At 70.5% G+C, this 18,026-nt stretch carries 16 protein-coding genes; 9 read left to right on the top strand and 7 right to left on the bottom strand.

Annotation, left to right across the window (positions count from 1 at the left end; translation table 11 throughout):
- Positions 1-85: 85 nt before the first annotated feature.
- The 6 genes from BJ965_RS02670 to BJ965_RS02645 all read right to left on the bottom strand — a co-directional run bounded on the left by BJ965_RS02670 (position 86) and on the right by BJ965_RS02645 (position 6,160).
- A complete protein-coding gene (locus tag BJ965_RS02670) occupies positions 86-1,750 on the bottom strand; it encodes a purine-cytosine permease family protein (RefSeq protein WP_184907170.1) in 1,665 nt (554 codons plus the stop codon).
- A gap of 126 nt (positions 1,751-1,876) precedes the next feature.
- The gene (locus BJ965_RS02665) at positions 1,877-3,139 is read right to left on the bottom strand and encodes a glycosyltransferase family 39 protein (protein WP_184907169.1); all 1,263 of its coding nucleotides are present in this window, start codon (positions 3,137-3,139) and stop codon (positions 1,877-1,879) included.
- The gene (locus BJ965_RS02660) at positions 3,136-4,410 is read right to left on the bottom strand and encodes a bifunctional glycosyltransferase family 2/GtrA family protein (protein WP_184907168.1); all 1,275 of its coding nucleotides are present in this window, start codon (positions 4,408-4,410) and stop codon (positions 3,136-3,138) included. Before BJ965_RS02660 ends, BJ965_RS02665 begins: the two co-directional genes overlap by 4 nt.
- A gap of 153 nt (positions 4,411-4,563) precedes the next feature.
- Positions 4,564-5,085, bottom strand: coding sequence for a cellulase (locus BJ965_RS02655; RefSeq protein ID WP_184907167.1), 522 nt, complete (start codon positions 5,083-5,085; stop codon positions 4,564-4,566).
- 11 nt (positions 5,086-5,096) lie between these two features.
- Entirely contained in the window at positions 5,097-5,603 is a 507-nt protein-coding gene (locus BJ965_RS02650; RefSeq protein ID WP_184907166.1) for a SigE family RNA polymerase sigma factor, read from the bottom strand.
- Between the two features lie 191 nt (positions 5,604-5,794).
- Positions 5,795-6,160 carry a DUF6479 family protein gene (locus BJ965_RS02645; RefSeq protein WP_184907165.1) on the bottom strand — a complete coding sequence of 122 codons (366 nt, stop codon included), beginning with the start codon at positions 6,158-6,160 and terminating at the stop codon, positions 5,795-5,797.
- Between the two features lie 189 nt (positions 6,161-6,349).
- Between BJ965_RS02645 and BJ965_RS02640 the strand changes: the two genes are divergently transcribed.
- Both BJ965_RS02640 and BJ965_RS02635 read left to right on the top strand, forming a co-directional pair.
- Positions 6,350-6,724 carry a ferredoxin gene (locus BJ965_RS02640; RefSeq protein ID WP_184907164.1) on the top strand — a complete coding sequence of 125 codons (375 nt, stop codon included), beginning with the start codon at positions 6,350-6,352 and terminating at the stop codon, positions 6,722-6,724.
- A 76-nt stretch (positions 6,725-6,800) separates the two neighbouring features.
- Positions 6,801-7,979, top strand: a complete 1,179-nt coding sequence (locus tag BJ965_RS02635; protein WP_184907163.1) for an acyl-CoA dehydrogenase family protein — start codon at positions 6,801-6,803, stop codon at positions 7,977-7,979.
- A gap of 516 nt (positions 7,980-8,495) precedes the next feature.
- On the opposite strand, the gene BJ965_RS02630 is transcribed toward BJ965_RS02635, so the two are convergent.
- The gene (locus BJ965_RS02630) at positions 8,496-10,268 is read right to left on the bottom strand and encodes a PucR family transcriptional regulator (RefSeq protein WP_184907162.1); all 1,773 of its coding nucleotides are present in this window, start codon (positions 10,266-10,268) and stop codon (positions 8,496-8,498) included.
- A gap of 223 nt (positions 10,269-10,491) precedes the next feature.
- Here BJ965_RS02630 and BJ965_RS02625 point away from each other — a divergent pair, with 223 nt between their 5' ends.
- From BJ965_RS02625 to trxA, 7 genes are read left to right on the top strand one after another with little or no spacing between them, the layout of a single operon-like run.
- Entirely contained in the window at positions 10,492-10,980 is a 489-nt protein-coding gene (locus BJ965_RS02625) for a general stress protein (protein WP_184907161.1), read from the top strand.
- 52 nt (positions 10,981-11,032) lie between these two features.
- Complete coding sequence (gene dnaK / locus BJ965_RS02620; protein ID WP_184907160.1) at positions 11,033-12,943, top strand: molecular chaperone DnaK; 1,911 nt, start codon at positions 11,033-11,035, stop codon at positions 12,941-12,943.
- 9 nt (positions 12,944-12,952) lie between these two features.
- Complete coding sequence (locus BJ965_RS02615) at positions 12,953-13,570, top strand: nucleotide exchange factor GrpE (protein WP_184907159.1); 618 nt, start codon at positions 12,953-12,955, stop codon at positions 13,568-13,570.
- Positions 13,571-13,576: 6 nt separating this feature from the next.
- Positions 13,577-14,530 (top strand): DnaJ C-terminal domain-containing protein, encoded by a 954-nt coding sequence (locus BJ965_RS02610; protein ID WP_184907158.1) that lies wholly within the window; start codon positions 13,577-13,579, stop codon positions 14,528-14,530.
- Entirely contained in the window at positions 14,530-14,937 is a 408-nt protein-coding gene (locus BJ965_RS02605) for a chaperone modulator CbpM (protein ID WP_184907157.1), read from the top strand. The genes BJ965_RS02610 and BJ965_RS02605 overlap by 1 nt, the downstream gene beginning before the upstream one ends.
- Positions 14,928-17,567, top strand: coding sequence for an ATP-dependent chaperone ClpB (gene clpB, locus BJ965_RS02600; protein ID WP_184907156.1), 2,640 nt, complete (start codon positions 14,928-14,930; stop codon positions 17,565-17,567). Before BJ965_RS02605 ends, clpB begins: the two co-directional genes overlap by 10 nt.
- Positions 17,564-18,022, top strand: coding sequence for a thioredoxin (gene trxA / locus BJ965_RS02595; RefSeq protein WP_184907155.1), 459 nt, complete (start codon positions 17,564-17,566; stop codon positions 18,020-18,022). The genes clpB and trxA overlap by 4 nt, the downstream gene beginning before the upstream one ends.
- Positions 18,023-18,026 lie beyond the last annotated feature (4 nt).

Genomic DNA, 18,026 nt, shown 5'->3' with positions numbered 1-18,026 from the left:
CTCATCCGGTCCCGCACAGCGCGCCGAGACCGACTTGGAACGTGCCGTACGGCGGGAGCACCCGACCGCGCTCCCGCCGTACGGGTCAGACCGCCGCGGGCAGGACGTGGTCGCCGACCTTGTCGGTGCTCAGGCACAAGGAGCAGACGACCGCGTCGTGTGTTCGGCAGGCCGCCACGTCCGGCCGCTCGAACTGCTGCCGGCACACATGGCATTCGTAGGTGACGGCGCTGGGGTTGCCGTCCTCGTCCAGCAGGGGCTCGGCGATGCCGTCGTCGGTGCGGCGCAGGTAGTACCGGCCCTTGGTGACCACGGCCATCAGCGGCGTGAGGACGAAGGCGATGACGGCCGCGGCGACGGGGGAGTACGGCTGGAGCATGTCGCCGAGGGCATGGAAGTACAGGGCGATGGACAGCCCCGAGGCGGCGACGAAGGCGACGACCCCGACCGGGTTGACGGCGTAGAGCATGCCGCGGCGGAACTCGGGGGCGTGCGGGGACAGCTTCAGCACGTACTTGTTGATGCCGATGTCGGTGGCCACCGTGACCACCCAGGCGATCGCGCAGTTCGAGTAGAAACCCAGGATGCCGTTGAGGAAGCTGAACATGTCGGCCTCCATCAGGGCCAGCGCGAAGCCCAGGTTGACCAGCACGAAGACCATCCGGCCGGGGTAGCGCCGGGTGACCCGGGTGAAGGAGTTGGTCCAGGCGAGCGAGCCCGAGTACGCGTTCGTCACGTTGATCTTGATCTGGCTGATGACGACCAGCACCACCGCCAGCGGAACCACGAGCCAGGACGGCATCATCGCGTCGAAGGCACCCTTGAACTGCTGGATCGGCTCGGGCGCGGCGGAGGCTCCGACCTCGGCGATGATGTACACCGCGAGGAACACGCCGATGGCCTGCTTCAGCGCCCCCAGCACGACCCAGCCCGGTCCGGCCATCACCACGGCCGTCCACCAACTGCGCTTGTTCGCCTCGGTCTTGGGCGGCATGAAGCGCAGGTAGTCGATCTGCTCGCCGATCTGCGCGATCAGCGACAGGCACACGCCCGCGCCGAGCAGCACGGACGCGGTGTTGATGCCGCCGTCCCCGTCGGTGCCCGCGTAGGCGAGGAAGCGGTCGACGGTGCCCGGGTCGGTGGCGACCAGGTAGACCAGCGGGCCGACCATCAGCAGCAGCCAGATCGGGGTGGTCCACACCTGGAGCTTGCTCAGCGCCGTCATGCCGTAGATCACCAGGGGGATCACCATCAGCGTGGAGACCAAGTAGCCGAGCCAGAGCGGCAGTCCGAGGCCCAGCTTCAGGCCCTGGGCCATGATCGAGCCTTCGAGGGCGAAGAAGATGAAGGTGAAGCTGGCGAAGATGACACTGGTGAGGACCGAGCCGAAGTAGCCGAAGCCGGAGCCGCGGGTGATCAGGTCCAGGTCGATGTTGTAGCGGGCCCCGTAGTAGGCCAGCGGGAATCCGGTCACGAAGATCACGACGGCGGCGACGGCGATCGCGAGCAGCGCGTTGCCGGTGCCGTGGGCAAGGCCGATGCCGGCCCCGATGGAGAAGTCGGCCATGTAGGCGATGCCGCCGAGCGCGGTCGTCGCCACCACCATCGGGGTCCAGCGCCGGTAACTGCGTGGCGCGAAACGGAGCGTGTAGTCCTCGAGGGTCTCCTTGACGGCCTGGTCCGTGCCCGGCGCTGCCTGCTGTGCGGGTTCCGGCTCGGCGACCTCGGCCAGTCGTGGCTCGGCACTCATGCCACGCCTCCTTGCTGCGGGTTGGGGACTGACAAGGCAGGCACGGTAGGCAGCGGTCGTTACCCCTAAATACTTCCTGGGTGAAGGGAATGTTTCGGTGCCATCTCACCGGTCGCCGGCGTCGGTCTACGGCACCCCCAGCACGAAGAGCACGTATCCCGCGTACGACCCGGAAGCCAGCGCGGCCATCCCGAGGACCGTCGTCAGGGACGGCCACCTGAGCCGCCGCATCGCGAGGGCGAGCGGGACGAACAGCGGGAAGAGCGGGAGCAGATAGCGCGAGACGTTGCCGAAGTACTGCTGGGTCGTCATCACCATGAGGTACGACAGGACGGTGTAGACGACGAGTACGCCAGGCGGTCGCAGGCGTATCAGCAGCACGGTCAGCACCGGCACCATCAGCACCACGCAGACGCCGATGACGTCCTCGAAGGGCATCGCGAAGAGGTAGTCGAAGTGACCGACGGGGATGGACGTCAGCACGTTGAACGAGTGGACTCCCCAGTCGAACTTGTGGCCCCAGGCGCCGTCCTGGAGCTTGGAGTAGCCGTTGAGGTCGCCCATGCGGTAGTTGACCCAGGCGAGGTAGCCGAACAGGCCCAGGGGCGCGATCGCCACGGCGGCCAGGGGGCGGCGAATCCCGTCCTCACGCCGGCGCAGTGCCATGACCGCGGCGAAGGCCAGGGCGGCCACCAGCGCGACCGCGGTGGGCCGGCAGAGCCCGGCCGCGAAGGTCAGCAGGCCCGCGGTCAGCCAGCGACGGGTCATGACGGCGTGACAGGCCCATGCGGCGAGGGCCGTGTAGAGGGACTCCGAGTAGCCCGACCACTCCGTGCCCGAGCCGGGCCAGACCGCCCACAGCCCGGCCGCGACCAGACCGGCCCGGTGGCCGCCGAGGCGTTTCGACACGGCGTAGATGCCGAGCGCGGCGGCGAACGAGGCGACGACGGAGACCACCATGCCGGCGCCGTACAGGCCGAGCCCGGTGCACTCCGACACCAGCCGCATCAGCGTCGGGTACAGCGGGAAGAACGCCGCAGAATTGCCCTCCAGCGTGATCATGCCCGTCGCGCCCGGGACCGGCTTCAGAGCGGGGTCGTACCCGTGCTCGGCGACCTGCTGGTACCACCAGCCGTCCCAGCTTGCCAGGACGTCCCAGGCGTGTTCGCCGCCGCCGAAGCGCGGGTTCTTCTTCCGGAAGTCACCCGCGGAGTCCAGCAGGTACATGAAGACGGCGAAGCCGGCCAGCTTCAGGACGCCGTAGGTCAGCAGTACGGGCCCGTGGCGGACGGCGGCGGTGCGCAGTCGCGGCCCCAACCCCCGTGATGTCGGGTGCAGTTCGGGGTGGCCGGTGCCTGCGGGCGGGCGGCGCAACTGGACGGTGCTCATGGGGCGGTGGTTCCTGTCGTGCGGCGGGCCGGGAACACCCAGGCCCGGAAGAGGAGGAAGCGCAGCAGCGTCGCGGCCAGGTTGGCGGCGATCAGCGTCAGCAGCTCGACCCGGTGGCCGGTCCCGGGTGCGATGTGGTGCAAGGCGGCCAGCGAACCGCTGGTCAGGGCCAGCCCGATCAGGAAGGCGGCGAGGCCCTTGAGGTGGTGGCGGAGCGCGCCGCCGCGACCCCGTACGCCGAAGGTGAGCCGCCGGTTGGCCGCCGTGTTGGCGATCGCGCTGGCGAACAGGGCCAGCGCGTTGGCGGCCTGCGCTCCCGTCGCCGGTCTGAGCACGGTGTACAGCAGCAGGTAGCACAGGGTGCTGGCGGCGCCGACGGCGGCGAAGCGCACCACCTGCCGGGCCAGACCCGCGGGCAGCTCCCCGTCGAGGTCACCGCCGCTGCGCCGCAGCGCGGACAGCGGCAGTCTCCCGCAGGCCAGGGCCCGCCCCAGCCTGGCCATGCCCCGCAGATCGGCCAGCGCCGTGGAGACGATGTGGACCCGGCTGTCGGGGTCGTCCACCCAGTCCACCGGCACCTCGTGGATCCGCAGCCCCGCGCGCTCGGCGATGACCAGCAACTCGGTGTCGAAGAACCACTCCCGGTCCTCCACCAGCGGCAGCAGCCGCTCGGCGACGTCCCGCCGCACCGCCTTGAACCCGCACTGCGCGTCGGAGAAGCCCACGGCGAGCGTGCCGCGCAGCAGCCCGTTGTAGCAGCGGGAGATGAACTCCCGTTTCGGTCCGCGCACCACCCGCGAGCCACGGGCCAGCCGGGTGCCGATGGCGATGTCCGAGTGGCCCGAGATCAGCGGCGCGACCAGCGGCAGCAGCGCGGCGAGATCGGTGGACAGATCCACGTCCAGATAGGCGAGCACCGGGGCGCGGGAACGGGACCACGCGGCGTGCAGCGCACGGCCCCGCCCCTTCTCCGCCAGCCGGATGAAGTCCGTGCCGGGCAGTTCCGCGGCCAGCCGTGCGGCGATCCGCGAGGTCCCGTCGGTGCTGGCGTTGTCGGCGATGGTGATGCGGAACGCGTAGGGGAAGGTCTCGCCGAGGTGCGCGTGCAGCCGCCGGACGCAGGGCTCCAGGTCGTGTTCCTCGTTGTACACGGGAACGACCACGTCCAGCACGGGATCCGGGTGGTGCGCGGGCAGCGGCGCCCGGCGTGGCAGCGCGGACGGCTCGGGTATCGGGCGGTCGATCAGGGCCGACCGCCGTACGGTTCGCATGGCTGTCTCACGGTCTCTTTCTGGCGCGGGGCAGGCCCGAGCGCCGGTTCCGGGCAGGCCGAAGGCGCCCATGGCGGTGGTGCGGTGAGGAAATCCGGGGCGAGACGCCCCTGACGTGTGAGGAGTCCCTGACGTGCAGGGCCGCTCAGGCGGCTACTCGATGGAGGCCGATGCGGAGGGTTCCTCGGAGTCCAGCGCGGACGGAGGGGCCGTCGTCGGTGTCGGGGCGGGCGGTGGTGCGGGCGGCGTCGTGCCGGTCCGGCTCTCGGAGGCCGTGGCCGTCGGGGTGGGGTCGACCGGCTCGTCCGCCGTCCCGGACGGAGTGATGGTGCCGGTCGTGGTGGCAGGCAGGGTCGTCTCGGGCTGCCGGCTCGGAGTCGGGCTCGTCGCCGACGGCTCGGTCGTCGGCGTGCCGTCCGGAGAGGTCGTCGGGCTCGTCGCCGGCTGCGGCCGGGGATCGGCGGGCTGGGCCCGGGTGAGCATGCCGGGCAGCAGGGCCAGTCCGACACTGAGCCCCGCCACGGCCACGGCGGACCCGCCCGCCTTCCACAGCAACCGCGACCTGCGGCGGGTCCTGATGCCCGCGTGCAGCCGCTGCCGGTGCTCGGGCTCGTAGGGGGCGTGCTGCTGGGTGTCGCGCATCAGCCGCGACAGGTCCCGCTCGAAGTCGTCCATCGGTTCTCCTTTCATGTCACGGGCCTGACGGCGTCGGACAGGATCTGACGGAGCCGTGCGACTCCGCGTGACGCATGGGACCTGGCGGTGCCCACCGGACAGCCCAGGGCCTGTGCGACCTGGGCTTCGGGCAGGTCCTCGTAGTAGCGCAGCACCACCGCCGCCCGCTGCTTGGGCGACAGCTGGGCCAGCGCCGCCTCCAGCCGCGAACGCTCCGCGACGGCGGACGACACGTCGACCGGGCCGGCCCGGTCGGGCAGCTGCTCCACCGGACGCTCCCCCCACCAGCGCCGCCGCGCCGAGCGTGCCGCCAGCCGTACCAGCACCGTGCGGACATACGCCTCCGGAGCCTGATCGGCGATCTTCGGCCAGGCGAACCACAGCTTGACCAACGCCTCCTGCACCAGATCCTCGGCACGCTGCCGGTCGCCCCCCGTGAGCAGACGCGCGACATGGAGCAGCGTCGACCAACGGGCGGCCGCGAACTCGTCGAAGCCGTCCGCCCGAACCTGCTCCATCCTCACCGTCCTGCGTCTCAGTGGCCCCCTACACCTCTCAAAAGACGCAGGCCCCCGCTCCACGATGCACTTGGAACCTGTGATCCACCTCACACCTGTGCCGCCGGCTCCGGACATGGAGAAGGGCCCGTGCACAGGCACGGGCCCTTCTGCCAGGTTTTCGCGGCCACGCCGGCCGCAGGCTCCCGGGTTCAGCCGCCGCCCGGGCCGCCGCTGCCGAACGAACCGCTGCTGCCCTCGTTCCAGCGAGGGCGCTCCTGCGACGCGCTCGTGCGGTCGCTCATGGTGCCCTGACCCTTCAGCTGGTGCGGGGTCAGGCGCTCGTCGCTCCGGGGGACCTCCTCGGGCTCCCGGCGCTCACTCGTCTCGCGGACCGGGCCCCCGTCGGGCAGCCGCGGCTGCTCGTCCGGGCGGGGTGTGGGCAGCTCCCTGCGCTTGACGCGCACGCCGAGGACGAAGGCCCCCAGCAGCAGGGCCACGACCACCACACCCGCCACGACCAGCCCGATGCCGACGGCGCCACTGCCCGCGGCCATCTCCATCCATGCGCTATTCATGGCACGCGGGTACCCCTGGTCCCCTCCGTGAACCTGCTGGTCTCCTCGGTGAACCTGCTGGGCGCGTCCGTGAACCCGCTGGTCTCCTCCGATCCCGCTGGGCCCGGGCGACCGCCGCACCGGACGGAACATCGGGGAACACCGGGTATCACGGGTTTGACCGGCACCGACCGGGGCTACCCGCGCGGTGTGACTTCGACGACATCCCAGCAGGAGCTGTTCCGGTTCCTGGAGGACCGTTTCGCCTGTGCGCAGGCGTGCACTGAGTGCGCGCGGGCGTGCGCGCTGCGCGCGAGCCTCGTGGATCCCGACGGCACCGAGAACCAGGAACTCGTACGACGCAAGGGCATCATGTGCGCGGAGGTCTGCGACGCGACCTGCCGTGTGCTGTCCGAGCAGAACCAGGTGGACGAGAGCACCATCCGAGTCCAGGTGGAGTGGTGCCGGACCGTGTGCCTGGAAGCCGCCCACGTCTTCGACAGGCAAGCGGGAGCGGAGGACTCGGCGGCGGCGTGCCGCGCCTGCGCAAGGGCGTGCACGGACTTCCTCGCCACCCTGAACTGACAATGCCATTCCCAATTTCTGAAACACGTTCTACGGTGTGCGCCGACAGGACCGGTCTTGGGAGCCTGGAGGCGCCGTGCACCTCGAATACACGCCCGAGCAGCAGCGGCTGCGCACCGAACTGCGGTCCTACTTCGCCGAACTCGTCCCGGACCACACCTACGCCCGGCACGGCGACCCGGCCGCCCAGAAGCGGTTCTACCGCGAGACCATCCGGCGGCTCGGTACGGACGGCTGGCTCGGGGTGGGCTGGCCGAAGGAGTACGGCGGGCGCGGCCTGACGGCCATGGAGCAGTTCATCTTCTTCGACGAGGCCGCCCAGGCCGGCGTCCCGCTGCCGCTCATGGCGCTGAACACCGTCGGACCGACGATCATGCGGTACGGCACCGACGAGCAGAAGGCGTACTTCCTGCCGAAGATCCTCTCGGGCGAGATCGACTTCGCCATCGGCTACAGCGAGCCCGGCGCGGGCACCGACCTGGCGTCCCTGCGCACCCGGGGGGTCCTGGAGGGCGACGAGTACGTCGTCGACGGCCAGAAGATCTGGACGACCAACGGCGACACGGCCGACTGGGTGTGGCTGGCGGTCCGCACCGACCCCGACGCCCCGCCGCACAGGGGCATCACCATGCTCCTGGTGCCGACCACCGACCCGGGCTACTCCTGCACCCTGATCAATACCCTCGCCTCGCACGACACCACCGCCAGCTACTACGAGAACGTCCGTGTCCCCGTCTCCCGCCGGGTCGGCGCCGAGAACCAGGGCTGGCGGCTGATCACCAACCAGCTCAACCACGAACGCGTGACCCTGGCAGCGCACGGCACCATGGCGATCCGCGCCCTGCACGACGTGCAGCGCTGGGCGATGGAGACCAAGCTCGCGGACGGCCGCCGCGTCGCCGACCTGCCGTGGGTACGCCGCCTCCTGGCCCGCACCCACGCCCGGCTGGACGCGCTGAAGCTGCTCAACTGGCAGATGGTCGGCGCCGTCCAGGACGGCACCCTCACCCCCCAGGACGCCTCCGCCGTCAAGGTCTACGGCTCGGAGGCCCGGCGCGACGCCTACGCCTGGCTCATGGAGATCGTCGCGGCCCCCGGCGCCCTCAAGGAGGGCTCGACCGGAGCGGTCCTGCACGGCGAACTCGAACGCGGCTACCGCTCGGCGGTCATCTTCACCTTCGGCGGCGGCAACAACGAGATCCAGCGGGAGATCATCTCGTGGATCGGGTTGGGGATGCCGAGGGTGCGACGGTGACGGGGCGTGACGAGGATTTTTAGTTGGCACAAAAGAGGGGTAGTTGGCACCAAGATCACGAGCCTTTCAGAGGTGTTGGCGCATCACCTCGGTGCATGTGGCTCGGGCCGCGTTCGATCGGTCCCGGGGGTAGGGGAGCCGGACCTCAGACCAGACGATGACGCTTTCCTGGAGCTGGGACAGCGGGCCTCTAGTGGCGACCGACGGAGCCGGCCATGCTCAAGCCCGCTACGATCGCAATCCCCGCAACTACCTGGTCTTTTCTCGGGCTCGGCCGCCGCCCTGTGCTGCTACAAGCGCCTCCTCCGCCTCACGACATAGGCCACAGTCCAAGGTTCGAGTTCCGCGCGCGGAGGAACCGCTCGGAGCAGGACGCTTGCGGTGTGTATGCCGCAGGCCATCGCCTTCCAACCGCCGCCGACCGTCTGAGTGATACCCGACGAGCCAATTCGGCGGAGGGGAAGCCTGCTCCCACGGCGACGGGGACACCGGAGCCGGCCGCAGTGCGTGGTCGCCTCAACCGGGTCCGCCCAGCATGATCTTCCACACCCGGGTCGCGACCTGCAGGTTGAGGCGGTCCTCCACGTTCGTGAGGTCATGGGTGCTGATCTCGCGGATGCGCTGGAGTCGGTAGCGAAGCGTGCTGCGGTGGATCGCGAGGGATTCGGCGGTCTCGGCGTAGTTGCCGCCGCAGTCGAAGTACCGGGACAGGGTCTCCACGAGCGCCGTACGGTGCTGGCCGTCGTAGTCGACGAGCTGTCCGAGCCATTCCCGGACGAACGCCTCCAGCTCCTGGTATTCGTTCCCAGGTCCCAGGATGCGGTAGAGGCCCAGATTGTCGAAGAAGGTCGTGCCGTATCGGCTCCGGGACCGTCGGCGTACCTCCAGAGCACGCAGCGCTTCCTGGTAGCGGCCGGGGATACCGTCCGGGGTGTCGCAGCGGGCGCTGATCCCGATTGTCCCGTCCGGTGTTCCGATCTCCCGGGCGAGCGTCTCGTACAAGGCGTGGTCGTGCGGCCTGCCCTCGGCGACCAGGACCACGTGGTCGGAGCGGCGAGCCACAAGCGACGGCATGCCCACGGCCGATGCCGCCCGGCCCACGGTCCGCGCGAAGGCGTCGTCCGCTGCCTGGCTCCTCCACTGCACGACGACCACGTACTGGATGCGGTGCAGGTCGTGTCCGAACGCCTCGGACCGGGCGTAGGCGCTCGCCTCGTCCGTGCCCGCCAGAAGATCGTCGACCAGTTCGCGGCGCAGTCGCAGCTCGACCTCCGCCAGGTGGCGCAGGTGCGACAGTTCCAGGGCGAGTGACGTGGCGGCGTGCTCCAGCGCGAACACGGTGTACTCGTCGGCGTCGTCCTGGGGATCGACCAGGGCCAGCACTCCGAGGACCTCACCGCGGGGGCGTACCAGGGAGATCAGCCGGTCCTTGATCCGCACGGGCCCGACCCTCCGGGCGACCCCCTGGAGCATCTCCTCATGGCGTGCGGGGTCCGGTTCCGGATAGGGGGCGGGCCGACCGGGACCGGACCAGGACCGCAGTCGGCCGAAGCGGTCCTCCACCAGCGCGGGAAATCCGGTGAGCTCGTGCAGTGCGCCGGTGATGGCCTCCTCGCCGCCGCCCGAGGCCGCGACCTCGGCGAGGACCTCGTGCACGGCCCGCCGATACCCCAGCTCGACCGCGAGGGAGATCAGCCGCCGCTGGAGGGTTGCCCGTTCCCCTCGCAGTCGGTGCAGCTCCAGGGCGTCTTCCCGCTGGCGGCGGTGCGCGACGGCGACAGACAGGGCCGCGGCGGTGAGGCGTACGAACGTGGCGAGCAGGAAGCGCTGGGCCTCGGTGGGCCGGGAGCGAGACGTCACCACAAGGTAGCCGTGCGGTCCACCGGGTCCGCGCAGGGCCAGGGCCCGGCCCCTGGACCGGCCGGGAACGGTTACGGGGACGTCCCGTCCGGTCAGCTCTCGCACCGTCCGGTCGACGGATGACGCATGACCCGGCCCGACCTGCGGGCTCGGGACCATATGGCCGTCCACCCAGAGGTATCCGGCCTCCGCTCTGTACGGGCCGACAGCCGACACGTAATCCATGGCCAGGCGCAGGATCTCGCTTTCGTCCCGAGTGTCGAACAGGGCGCGAGAGGCTGGCGGCAGTTTGTGGGAGGCCAGAGTGGAAAGGGACCGGCGGGACCCTCTCCGCGAGATCGTGGGGTGCTGCCCCAGACGGCCCGGCGGAAGACTGCCTTCCCGGTCGGGAGAGCGTCGGTGCACACCCCGGCCTCGGCAGCGGGCCATGGGATTACTCCCTTCCCTGAGCCCCCGGAGAGGTGACAGCGTCCCTATCACCTACGCAGTCCCCGACAACGTACCCGAGATGTCCGGAGTCATTCGCCTCGTGCTCGCGGGGGGACGGGCTCCGTTGTTCTTTGACCTGCCGGGTGCAGGCGCAGAACTGCTCCGTTCGCGAATCTGGGGCGTGCCGGGGGCCGCCGTGCACACCGGCAGGGAGGACTGGGCGATGAACGAGCAGCCTCGCAGGCCCGTTGCCACGTACGAGACGTACCAGGAAGCAGAACGCGCCGTCGACCACCTCTCGGACCAGGGGTTTCCCGTGGAGAGGGTGGCCATCATCGGCCAGGACGTCCGCCTCGTCGAGCAGGTCGTCGGCCGCATGGACTATGGCAGGGCCGCCCTGCACGGAGCGGCGAGCGGGGCCCTTCCCGGAGCGCTGATCGGCTGGCTCTTCGGCTTGGTCGACTGGGTGGACCCGCTCGTCTCGGCCCTGCTCGTCGCCCTCTACGGCCTGATTTTCGGAGCGATCGTGGGCGCGCTGTTCGGTCTGCTGCTGTACGCCCTGCAGGGCGGCCGCCGGGACTTCGCCTCCGTCCGCTCGATGCAGCCCAGCCGGTACGACGACGTCGTGGACGAAGAGGTGGCCGACGAGGCCGTACGGCTGCTCGGCGGGTTGCAGTCCACCGGCGCCGGTGGACGTCCCGTCCGTACATGAACGATCGAATCTGCATTGCCGGCGCATGCCGCCGCACCGGGAGGAGTTCCTCATGGCCAAGGCAGTGGGCATCGACCTGGGCACCACGAACTCGGTGATCGCCGTGTGGGAGGGCGGCGAGCCGTCCGTCGTGCCCAACACCGAGGGCAACCGTACGACACCGTCCGTGGTGGCCTTCACCGACACCGGGGAACGGCTGGTGGGCCAGTTGGCCCGGCGCCAGGCGATCCTCAATCCCAAGGGCACCATCTACTCGGCGAAGCGGTTCATCGGCCGGCACTTCGACGAGATCTCGGACGAGGCCAGGGCGGTGGCATACGACGTCGTCGAGGGTCCGGGCGGCGTCGCCCGCTTCAAGGTGCGCGACAAGCTCCATGCGCCCGAGGAGATCAGCGCCCAGGTGCTGCGCAAACTCGCCGACGACGCGTCCAAGCAGCTCGGGGAACGGGTCACGGAGGCGGTCATCACCGTGCCCGCCTACTTCAACGACGCCCAGCGCACCGCCACCAAGGACGCCGGGCGGATCGCGGGACTGGAAGTGCTGCGGATCATCAACGAGCCGACCGCGGCCGCACTCGCGTACGGCATGGACAAGAAGCAGCACGAGACGGTGCTGGTCTTCGACCTCGGCGGCGGCACGTTCGATGTGAGCATCCTCGACGTCGGCGACGGCGTGGTGGAGGTGCGTTCCACGGCAGGTGACAGTCACCTGGGCGGTGACGACTTCGACCGGCGTCTGGTGGATTACCTCGCGGACGACTTCCAGAAGGAGAACGGCATCGATCTGCGCAAGGATCCGCAGGCCCTGCAGCGCCTGTTCGAGGCTGCGGAGAAAGCCAAGACCGAGCTGAGCTCGGTGACGCAGACGCAGGTCAGCCTGCCGTTCATCACCGCCGATGCCTCGGGCCCCAAGCACCTCACCGACTCGGTCATGCGGTCCACGTTCGAGCAGATCACCAGCGACCTGGTGGAGCGGTGCCTGGGGCCGGTCCAGCAGGCCATGGCCGACGCCAAGGTCGGCGACAGCGACATCGACGAGGTCATCCTCGTCGGCGGCTCCACCCGCATCCCCGCCGTCCAGGCCCTCGTGCGCCGGCTGACCGGCGGCAAGGAACCCAACATGAGCGTCAACCCCGACGAGGTCGTGGCCCTGGGCGCCGCGATCCAGGCCGGGGTGCTCAAGGGTGAGGTCAAGGACGTCCTGCTGCTCGACGTCACGCCCCTGTCACTGGGTGTCGAGACACGCGGCGGCGTGATGACGAAGATCATCGAGCGGAACACCACCATCCCCGTGCGCCGCACCGAGACCTTCTCCACCGCCGAGGACAACCAGCCCGCCGTCGACATCGTCGTCCTCCAGGGCGAGCGCGAACGGGCCGCCGACAACCGGGTGCTCGGCCGCTTCCAGCTCACCGACATCCGCCCGGCGCCGCGCGGCGAACCGCAGATCGAGGTCACCTTCGACGTCGACGCCAACGGCATTCTCAACGTCAAGGCCCGAGACCAGGACACCGGCAAGGAACAGGGCATCACCATCACCGAGAGCTCCAACCTCGACCGCGGCGAAGTCGAACGCATGGTCCAGGAGGCCGAGCGCAACCAGGGTGAGGACCAGGCCCTGCGCGAGGCCGTCGACGCCCGCAACGAGCTCGACGCCGTCGCCTATCAGGTCGACAAGCGCCTTGCCGAGCTGGGCGACGCCGCACCCGCGCACGAGAAGGCACGCGCCGAGATGCTGGTGTCGGATGCCCGGGCGGCGGTCAAGGAGGAGGCGGGTGTGGAGCGGGTGCGGCCCCTGACCTCCGAACTCCAGCAGGTGCTGTCAGCACTGTCGGCGCATCAGGGCGGCGCCGCCACGGGCGGTCCCGACCAGGACACCACCGGGGACGGTGCGTCCGGCGGTGGCCCGAGCGACGGTGGCGGTGACGACGACGTCATCGATGCCGAGTTCGACAAGGACTGAGGAACCGCCATGCCGATCCACCCCAGGGAATCCGACCCGGCCGTGCCGGACCCGGCAGACCCGGCTCCGGAGGGCGCCGTACGCCCTCCCCGAGGGGACCTTCCGCGCTCGGGCCCGCCGACCGGGCCGGGGCCCGGCCCGGACGAGGAACCCGGCCCCGACGCGGCCGGCGGCCCCGCACCGTCCGAGGACGAGCACACGGCCGAGCTCAAGGAACTCGAGGACCGCTGGCGGCGCGCGCTCGCCGACCTCGACAACCTCCGCAAGCGCCACGCCAGGGAACTGGAGCGGGAGCGGACGGCCGAGCGGTCCCGCACGGCCGCCGCCTTCCTGCCCGTCCTGGACAACCTCGAACTCGCCCTGGCCCATGCCGGATCCGACCCCGACGCGATCGTGGAGGGCGTCCGGGCGGTCCGCGACCAGGCGGTGAACGTCCTCGAACTGCTCGGCTACCCGCGGCACGCGGAGACCGGCGTCGCCTTCGACCCAGCCCGACACGAGGTGGTCGGCGTCGTCCAGGACCCCGACGCCCCACCGGGCACGGTCGTCGAGGTGCTCCGCCCGGGCTACGGGGACGGTGAACGGCAGCTCAGGCCCGCCGCCGTGACTGTCGCGAAGCGGGAGTGACCGGTCATGGCACGGGACTTCTACGAGGTGCTGGGCGTGTCACGGACCGCGAGCCAGGACGAGATCCAGCAGGCATATCGCCAACTCGCCCGCAAGTACCACCCCGACGTCAACAAGGACCCGGGGGCGGAGGAACGCTTCAAGGACCTCAACGAGGCGTACAGCGTCCTGTCGGACCCCAAGACACGGGCCCGTTACGACCGCTTCGGCGAGGACTACCGGAAGGTCCCCGAGGACTGGGAGGAGCGGGTCGGTGCCGGCGCGGGACCCGGCGGCGGCTTCCGCGCTCGGAGGACCGCGGGTGCGGGCGGCCCCCGTGCCCGGTACACCGGCTTCGGCGACGACTTCGCAACGGGGGGCGTCGACATCGAGGACCTGCTCGGCTCGCTCTTCGGAGCAGGCGCCGCCCCCGGCGGTGTACCGGGGGCCGATCAGGAGGCCGAGCTGCCGCTCACCGTCGAGGAGGCGTACAGGGGCGGCCGCCGCACCGTCACGCTCGCCGGCCCCACCGGGCAGCCGCGGCGGTACGAGGTCGACGTACCGCCCGGCGTCACCGATGGGCAGCGCATCCGCCTGGCGGGCGAGGGCGGACGGGGCAGTGGTGACGCCGCCGCGGGGGATCTGTATCTGCGGGTGCGTATCCAACCGCACCCCCGGTTCCGGCTGGACGGCCGGGACGTGTACGTGCAGCTTCCGGTCACCCCCTGGGAGGCCGCGCTGGGCGCGACGGTTCCGGTGCCCACCCCCGGCGGCGGCACGGCCAAGGTCACGGTGCCCGCGGGCTCGTCCAGTGGCCGGCGGCTGCGGCTGCGCGGCGAGGGCATGCCGAACCCGCGCGGTGCCGACGGCAACCTCTACGCCGAACTCCGCGTCATGGTGCCGCCCAAGCTCAGCGATCGGGAGCGCGAGCTGTTCGAGGAGCTCGCCGCCACCTCTTCGTACGACCCCAGGAGGACGTGATGAGCGACCGACCCTCATGGGCGGCGACCGGCGGCCGGACCGCCCGGGCCGACGCCGGCGGGCGTCCCGTACGGACGAGCGCCGGCTCCACGGCCGTGCGGTACGCGCTCGTCCCCGTGCCCAGGCTTTCCCTGGACACCGTGGCCCGCCGCGCTGGCGTCCATCCCGACCTGGTCCGCCGGTTCGTCGCCCTGGGCCTGGTCGACGCCGAGCGCGACGCCGCGGGGCGCCTAGTGTTCGACTCCGCGGCCCCGGCGGTTCTCGCCCGCGTCCAGCGGCTGCGGTCCGGTCTGTGTCTCAACTACGCATCCATCGGTCTGGTGCTCGATCTGCTGGACCGCATCAGCCTGCTCGAAGCCGCACTGCGCCGCGCCGGTACGAGGAGTGACATACCGCCATGGACATGAACCGTCTCACCCAGAAGTCACAGGAAGCCCTCCAGGAGGCGCAGAGCGCCGCCGTCAGCATGGGCCAGACCGAGGTCGACGGTGAGCATCTGCTGTTCGCGCTCCTCGACCAGGAGGACGGCCTGATCCCGCGGCTGCTGCAGCAGGCGGGCAGGGGGCCCGACGAGCTCCGTGCGGCTGTGCGTGGGGAGCTCTCCCGTCGGCCCAAGGTGACCGGCCCGGGTGCGGCGCCGGGCCAGGTGTTCGTCACCCAGCGCCTGTCCCGGCTGCTGGACGCGGCCGAGCGGGAGGCCAAGCGCCTCAAGGACGAGTACGTGTCCGTGGAGCACCTCCTGCTGGCCCTGGCCGAGGAGGGCTCGTCCACCGCCGCCGGACGGCTGCTCAAGGAGCACGGCATCACCCGGGACTCGTTCCTGAGCGCACTGACCCAGATCCGCGGCAACCAGCGCGTGACCTCGGCCAACCCCGAAGTGGCCTACGAGGCCCTGGAGAAGTACGGCCGCGACTTGGTCGCCGAGGCCAGGGACGGCAAACTCGACCCGGTCATCGGCCGGGACGCCGAGATCCGCCGCGTCACCCAGATCCTCAGCCGCAAGACCAAGAACAACCCGGTCCTCATCGGCGACCCCGGCGTCGGCAAGACCGCCATCGTCGAGGGCCTCGCCCAGCGCATCGTCCGCGGCGACGTGCCCGAAGGGCTGCGCGACAAGACCGTGTTCGCACTCGACATGGGCTCCCTGGTGGCCGGGGCGAAGTACCGGGGCGAGTTCGAGGAACGCCTCAAGGCCGTGCTGTCCGAGGTGAAGGCAGCCCAGGGGCGCATCCTGCTGTTCGTCGACGAACTCCACACCGTCGTCGGCGCGGGCGCCGCCGAAGGGGCCATGGACGCGGGCAACATGCTCAAGCCGATGCTCGCCCGCGGCGAGTTGCACATGATCGGTGCCACCACCCTCGACGAGTACCGCAAGCACATCGAGAAGGACGCCGCCCTCGAACGCCGCTTCCAGCAGGTCCTGGTCGACGAGCCGAGCGTGGAGGACACCATCTCCATCCTGCGCGGACTGCGCGAACGCCTGGAAATCTTCCACGGCGTGAAGATCCAGGACACCGCGCTGGTATCCGCGGCCACCCTCTCCCACCGCTACATCACCGACCGGTTCCTGCCCGACAAGGCCATCGACCTCGTCGACGAGGCGTGCGCCCGGCTGCGTACCGAGATCGACTCGATGCCCGCCGAACTCGACGAGATCACTCGCCGCGTCACCCGCCTGGAGATCGAGGAGGCCGCCCTCTCCAAGGAGACCGATCCGGCCAGCAAAACCCGCCTGGAGGAGCTGCGCAGGGAACTGGCCGACCTGCGCGGCGAGGCCGACGCCAAGCACGCCCAGTGGGAGGCCGAACGGCAGGCCATCCGCCGCGTGCAGGAACTGCGCCAGGAACTGGAGCAGGTTCGCCACGAGGCGGAGGAGGCAGAACGCGCCTACGACCTCAACCGCGCCGCCGAACTCCGCTACGGCCACCTCCAGGACCTGGAGCGCCGACTCCCCGCGGAGGAGGAGCAACTCGCCGCGAAGCAAGGGGAGAACCGGCTGCTGCGCGAGGTCGTCACGGAGGAGGAGATCGCCGAGATCGTCGCCGCCTGGACCGGCGTTCCCGTCGCCCGCCTCCAGGAGGGCGAACGCGAGAAGCTGCTGCGCCTGGACGAGATCCTGCGCGAGCGCGTCATCGGCCAGGACGAGGCCGTCAAGCTGGTGGCCGACGCCATCATCCGCGCCCGTTCCGGCATCCGGGATCCGCGCCGCCCCATCGGCTCGTTCATCTTCCTCGGCCCGACCGGCGTCGGGAAGACCGAGCTGGCCAAGACCCTCGCCCGGGCCCTGTTCGACTCCGAGGAGAACATGGTCCGCCTCGACATGAGCGAGTACCAGGAGCGGCACACCGTCAGCCGGCTCATGGGCGCCCCGCCCGGATACATCGGCTACGAGGAAGGCGGCCAGCTCACCGAGGCCGTGCGCCGCAAGCCGTACTCCGTTGTGCTGTTCGACGAGATCGAGAAGGCGCACACCGACGTCTTCAACACCCTGCTGCAGGTCCTCGACGACGGCCGCATCACCGACGCCCAGGGCCGCACCGTCGACTTCCGCAACACCGTGATCATCATGACCTCCAACATCGGCTCCGAGCACCTCCTCGACGGCGCCACCGCCGAGGGTGAGATCAAGCCGGACGCCCGCGCCCTGGTGATGGGCGAGCTGCGCGGGCACTTCCGCCCGGAGTTCCTCAACCGCGTCGACGACATCGTGCTGTTCAAGCCGCTCGGTGAGCGGCAGATCGAGCGGATCGTGGAGCTGCAGTTCGACGAACTGCGCCGCCGCCTCGCCGAACGCCGCATCACCGTCGAACTCACCGAAGCCGCCCGGGAGTTGATCGCTCACCAGGGCTACGACCCGGTGTACGGCGCCCGGCCGCTGCGGCGTTACATCTCCCACGAGGTCGAGACGCTCGTCGGCCGTGCCCTGCTGCGCGGCGACGTCCAGGACGGCGCCACGGTCCGCGTCGATGCCCAGGCCGGAGAGCTGGTGGTCACCTACGACCAGCCCGAGGACGTGAAGGGAGCGCAGGCGGCATGAGCACTGTTCAGGCCACGAACGTCACTTGCCCGCACTGCGGGCGCAAGAACCGGGTGCCCGTGTCCGCCGAGGGCCACCCCAGGTGTGGCAACTGCAAGCAGCCTCTGCCGTGGATGGCCGACGCCGGCGACGACGACTTCACCGAGGTCGTCGAGCAGGCCACCGTGCCCGTCGTCGTCGACCTGTGGGCCACCTGGTGCGGCCCCTGCCGCATGGTGAGCCCCGCGCTGGAGAAGGTCGCCGCCGATCTCGCGGGAAAGATCAAGCTGGTCAAGGTCGACATCGACAAGAACCCGCGTCTGGCGCAGCGTTTCGAGGTCCAGGCGGTGCCGACGCTGTTGGTCCTCGACAAGGGACAGACCATCGCCCGGCAGGCGGGTGCCGCACCTGCCCCTGTCCTGCGGCGGTGGGTGGAGCAGTCGATCGCGGGCCGTGAGCCGGCCGGGAAAGGGTGATCAT

Origin of the sequence: Streptomyces luteogriseus (genome assembly GCF_014205055.1) — a bacterium.
Lineage (GTDB): Bacteria > Actinomycetota > Actinomycetes > Streptomycetales > Streptomycetaceae > Streptomyces > Streptomyces luteogriseus.
This window is presented reverse-complemented; position numbering and strand designations above follow the sequence as displayed.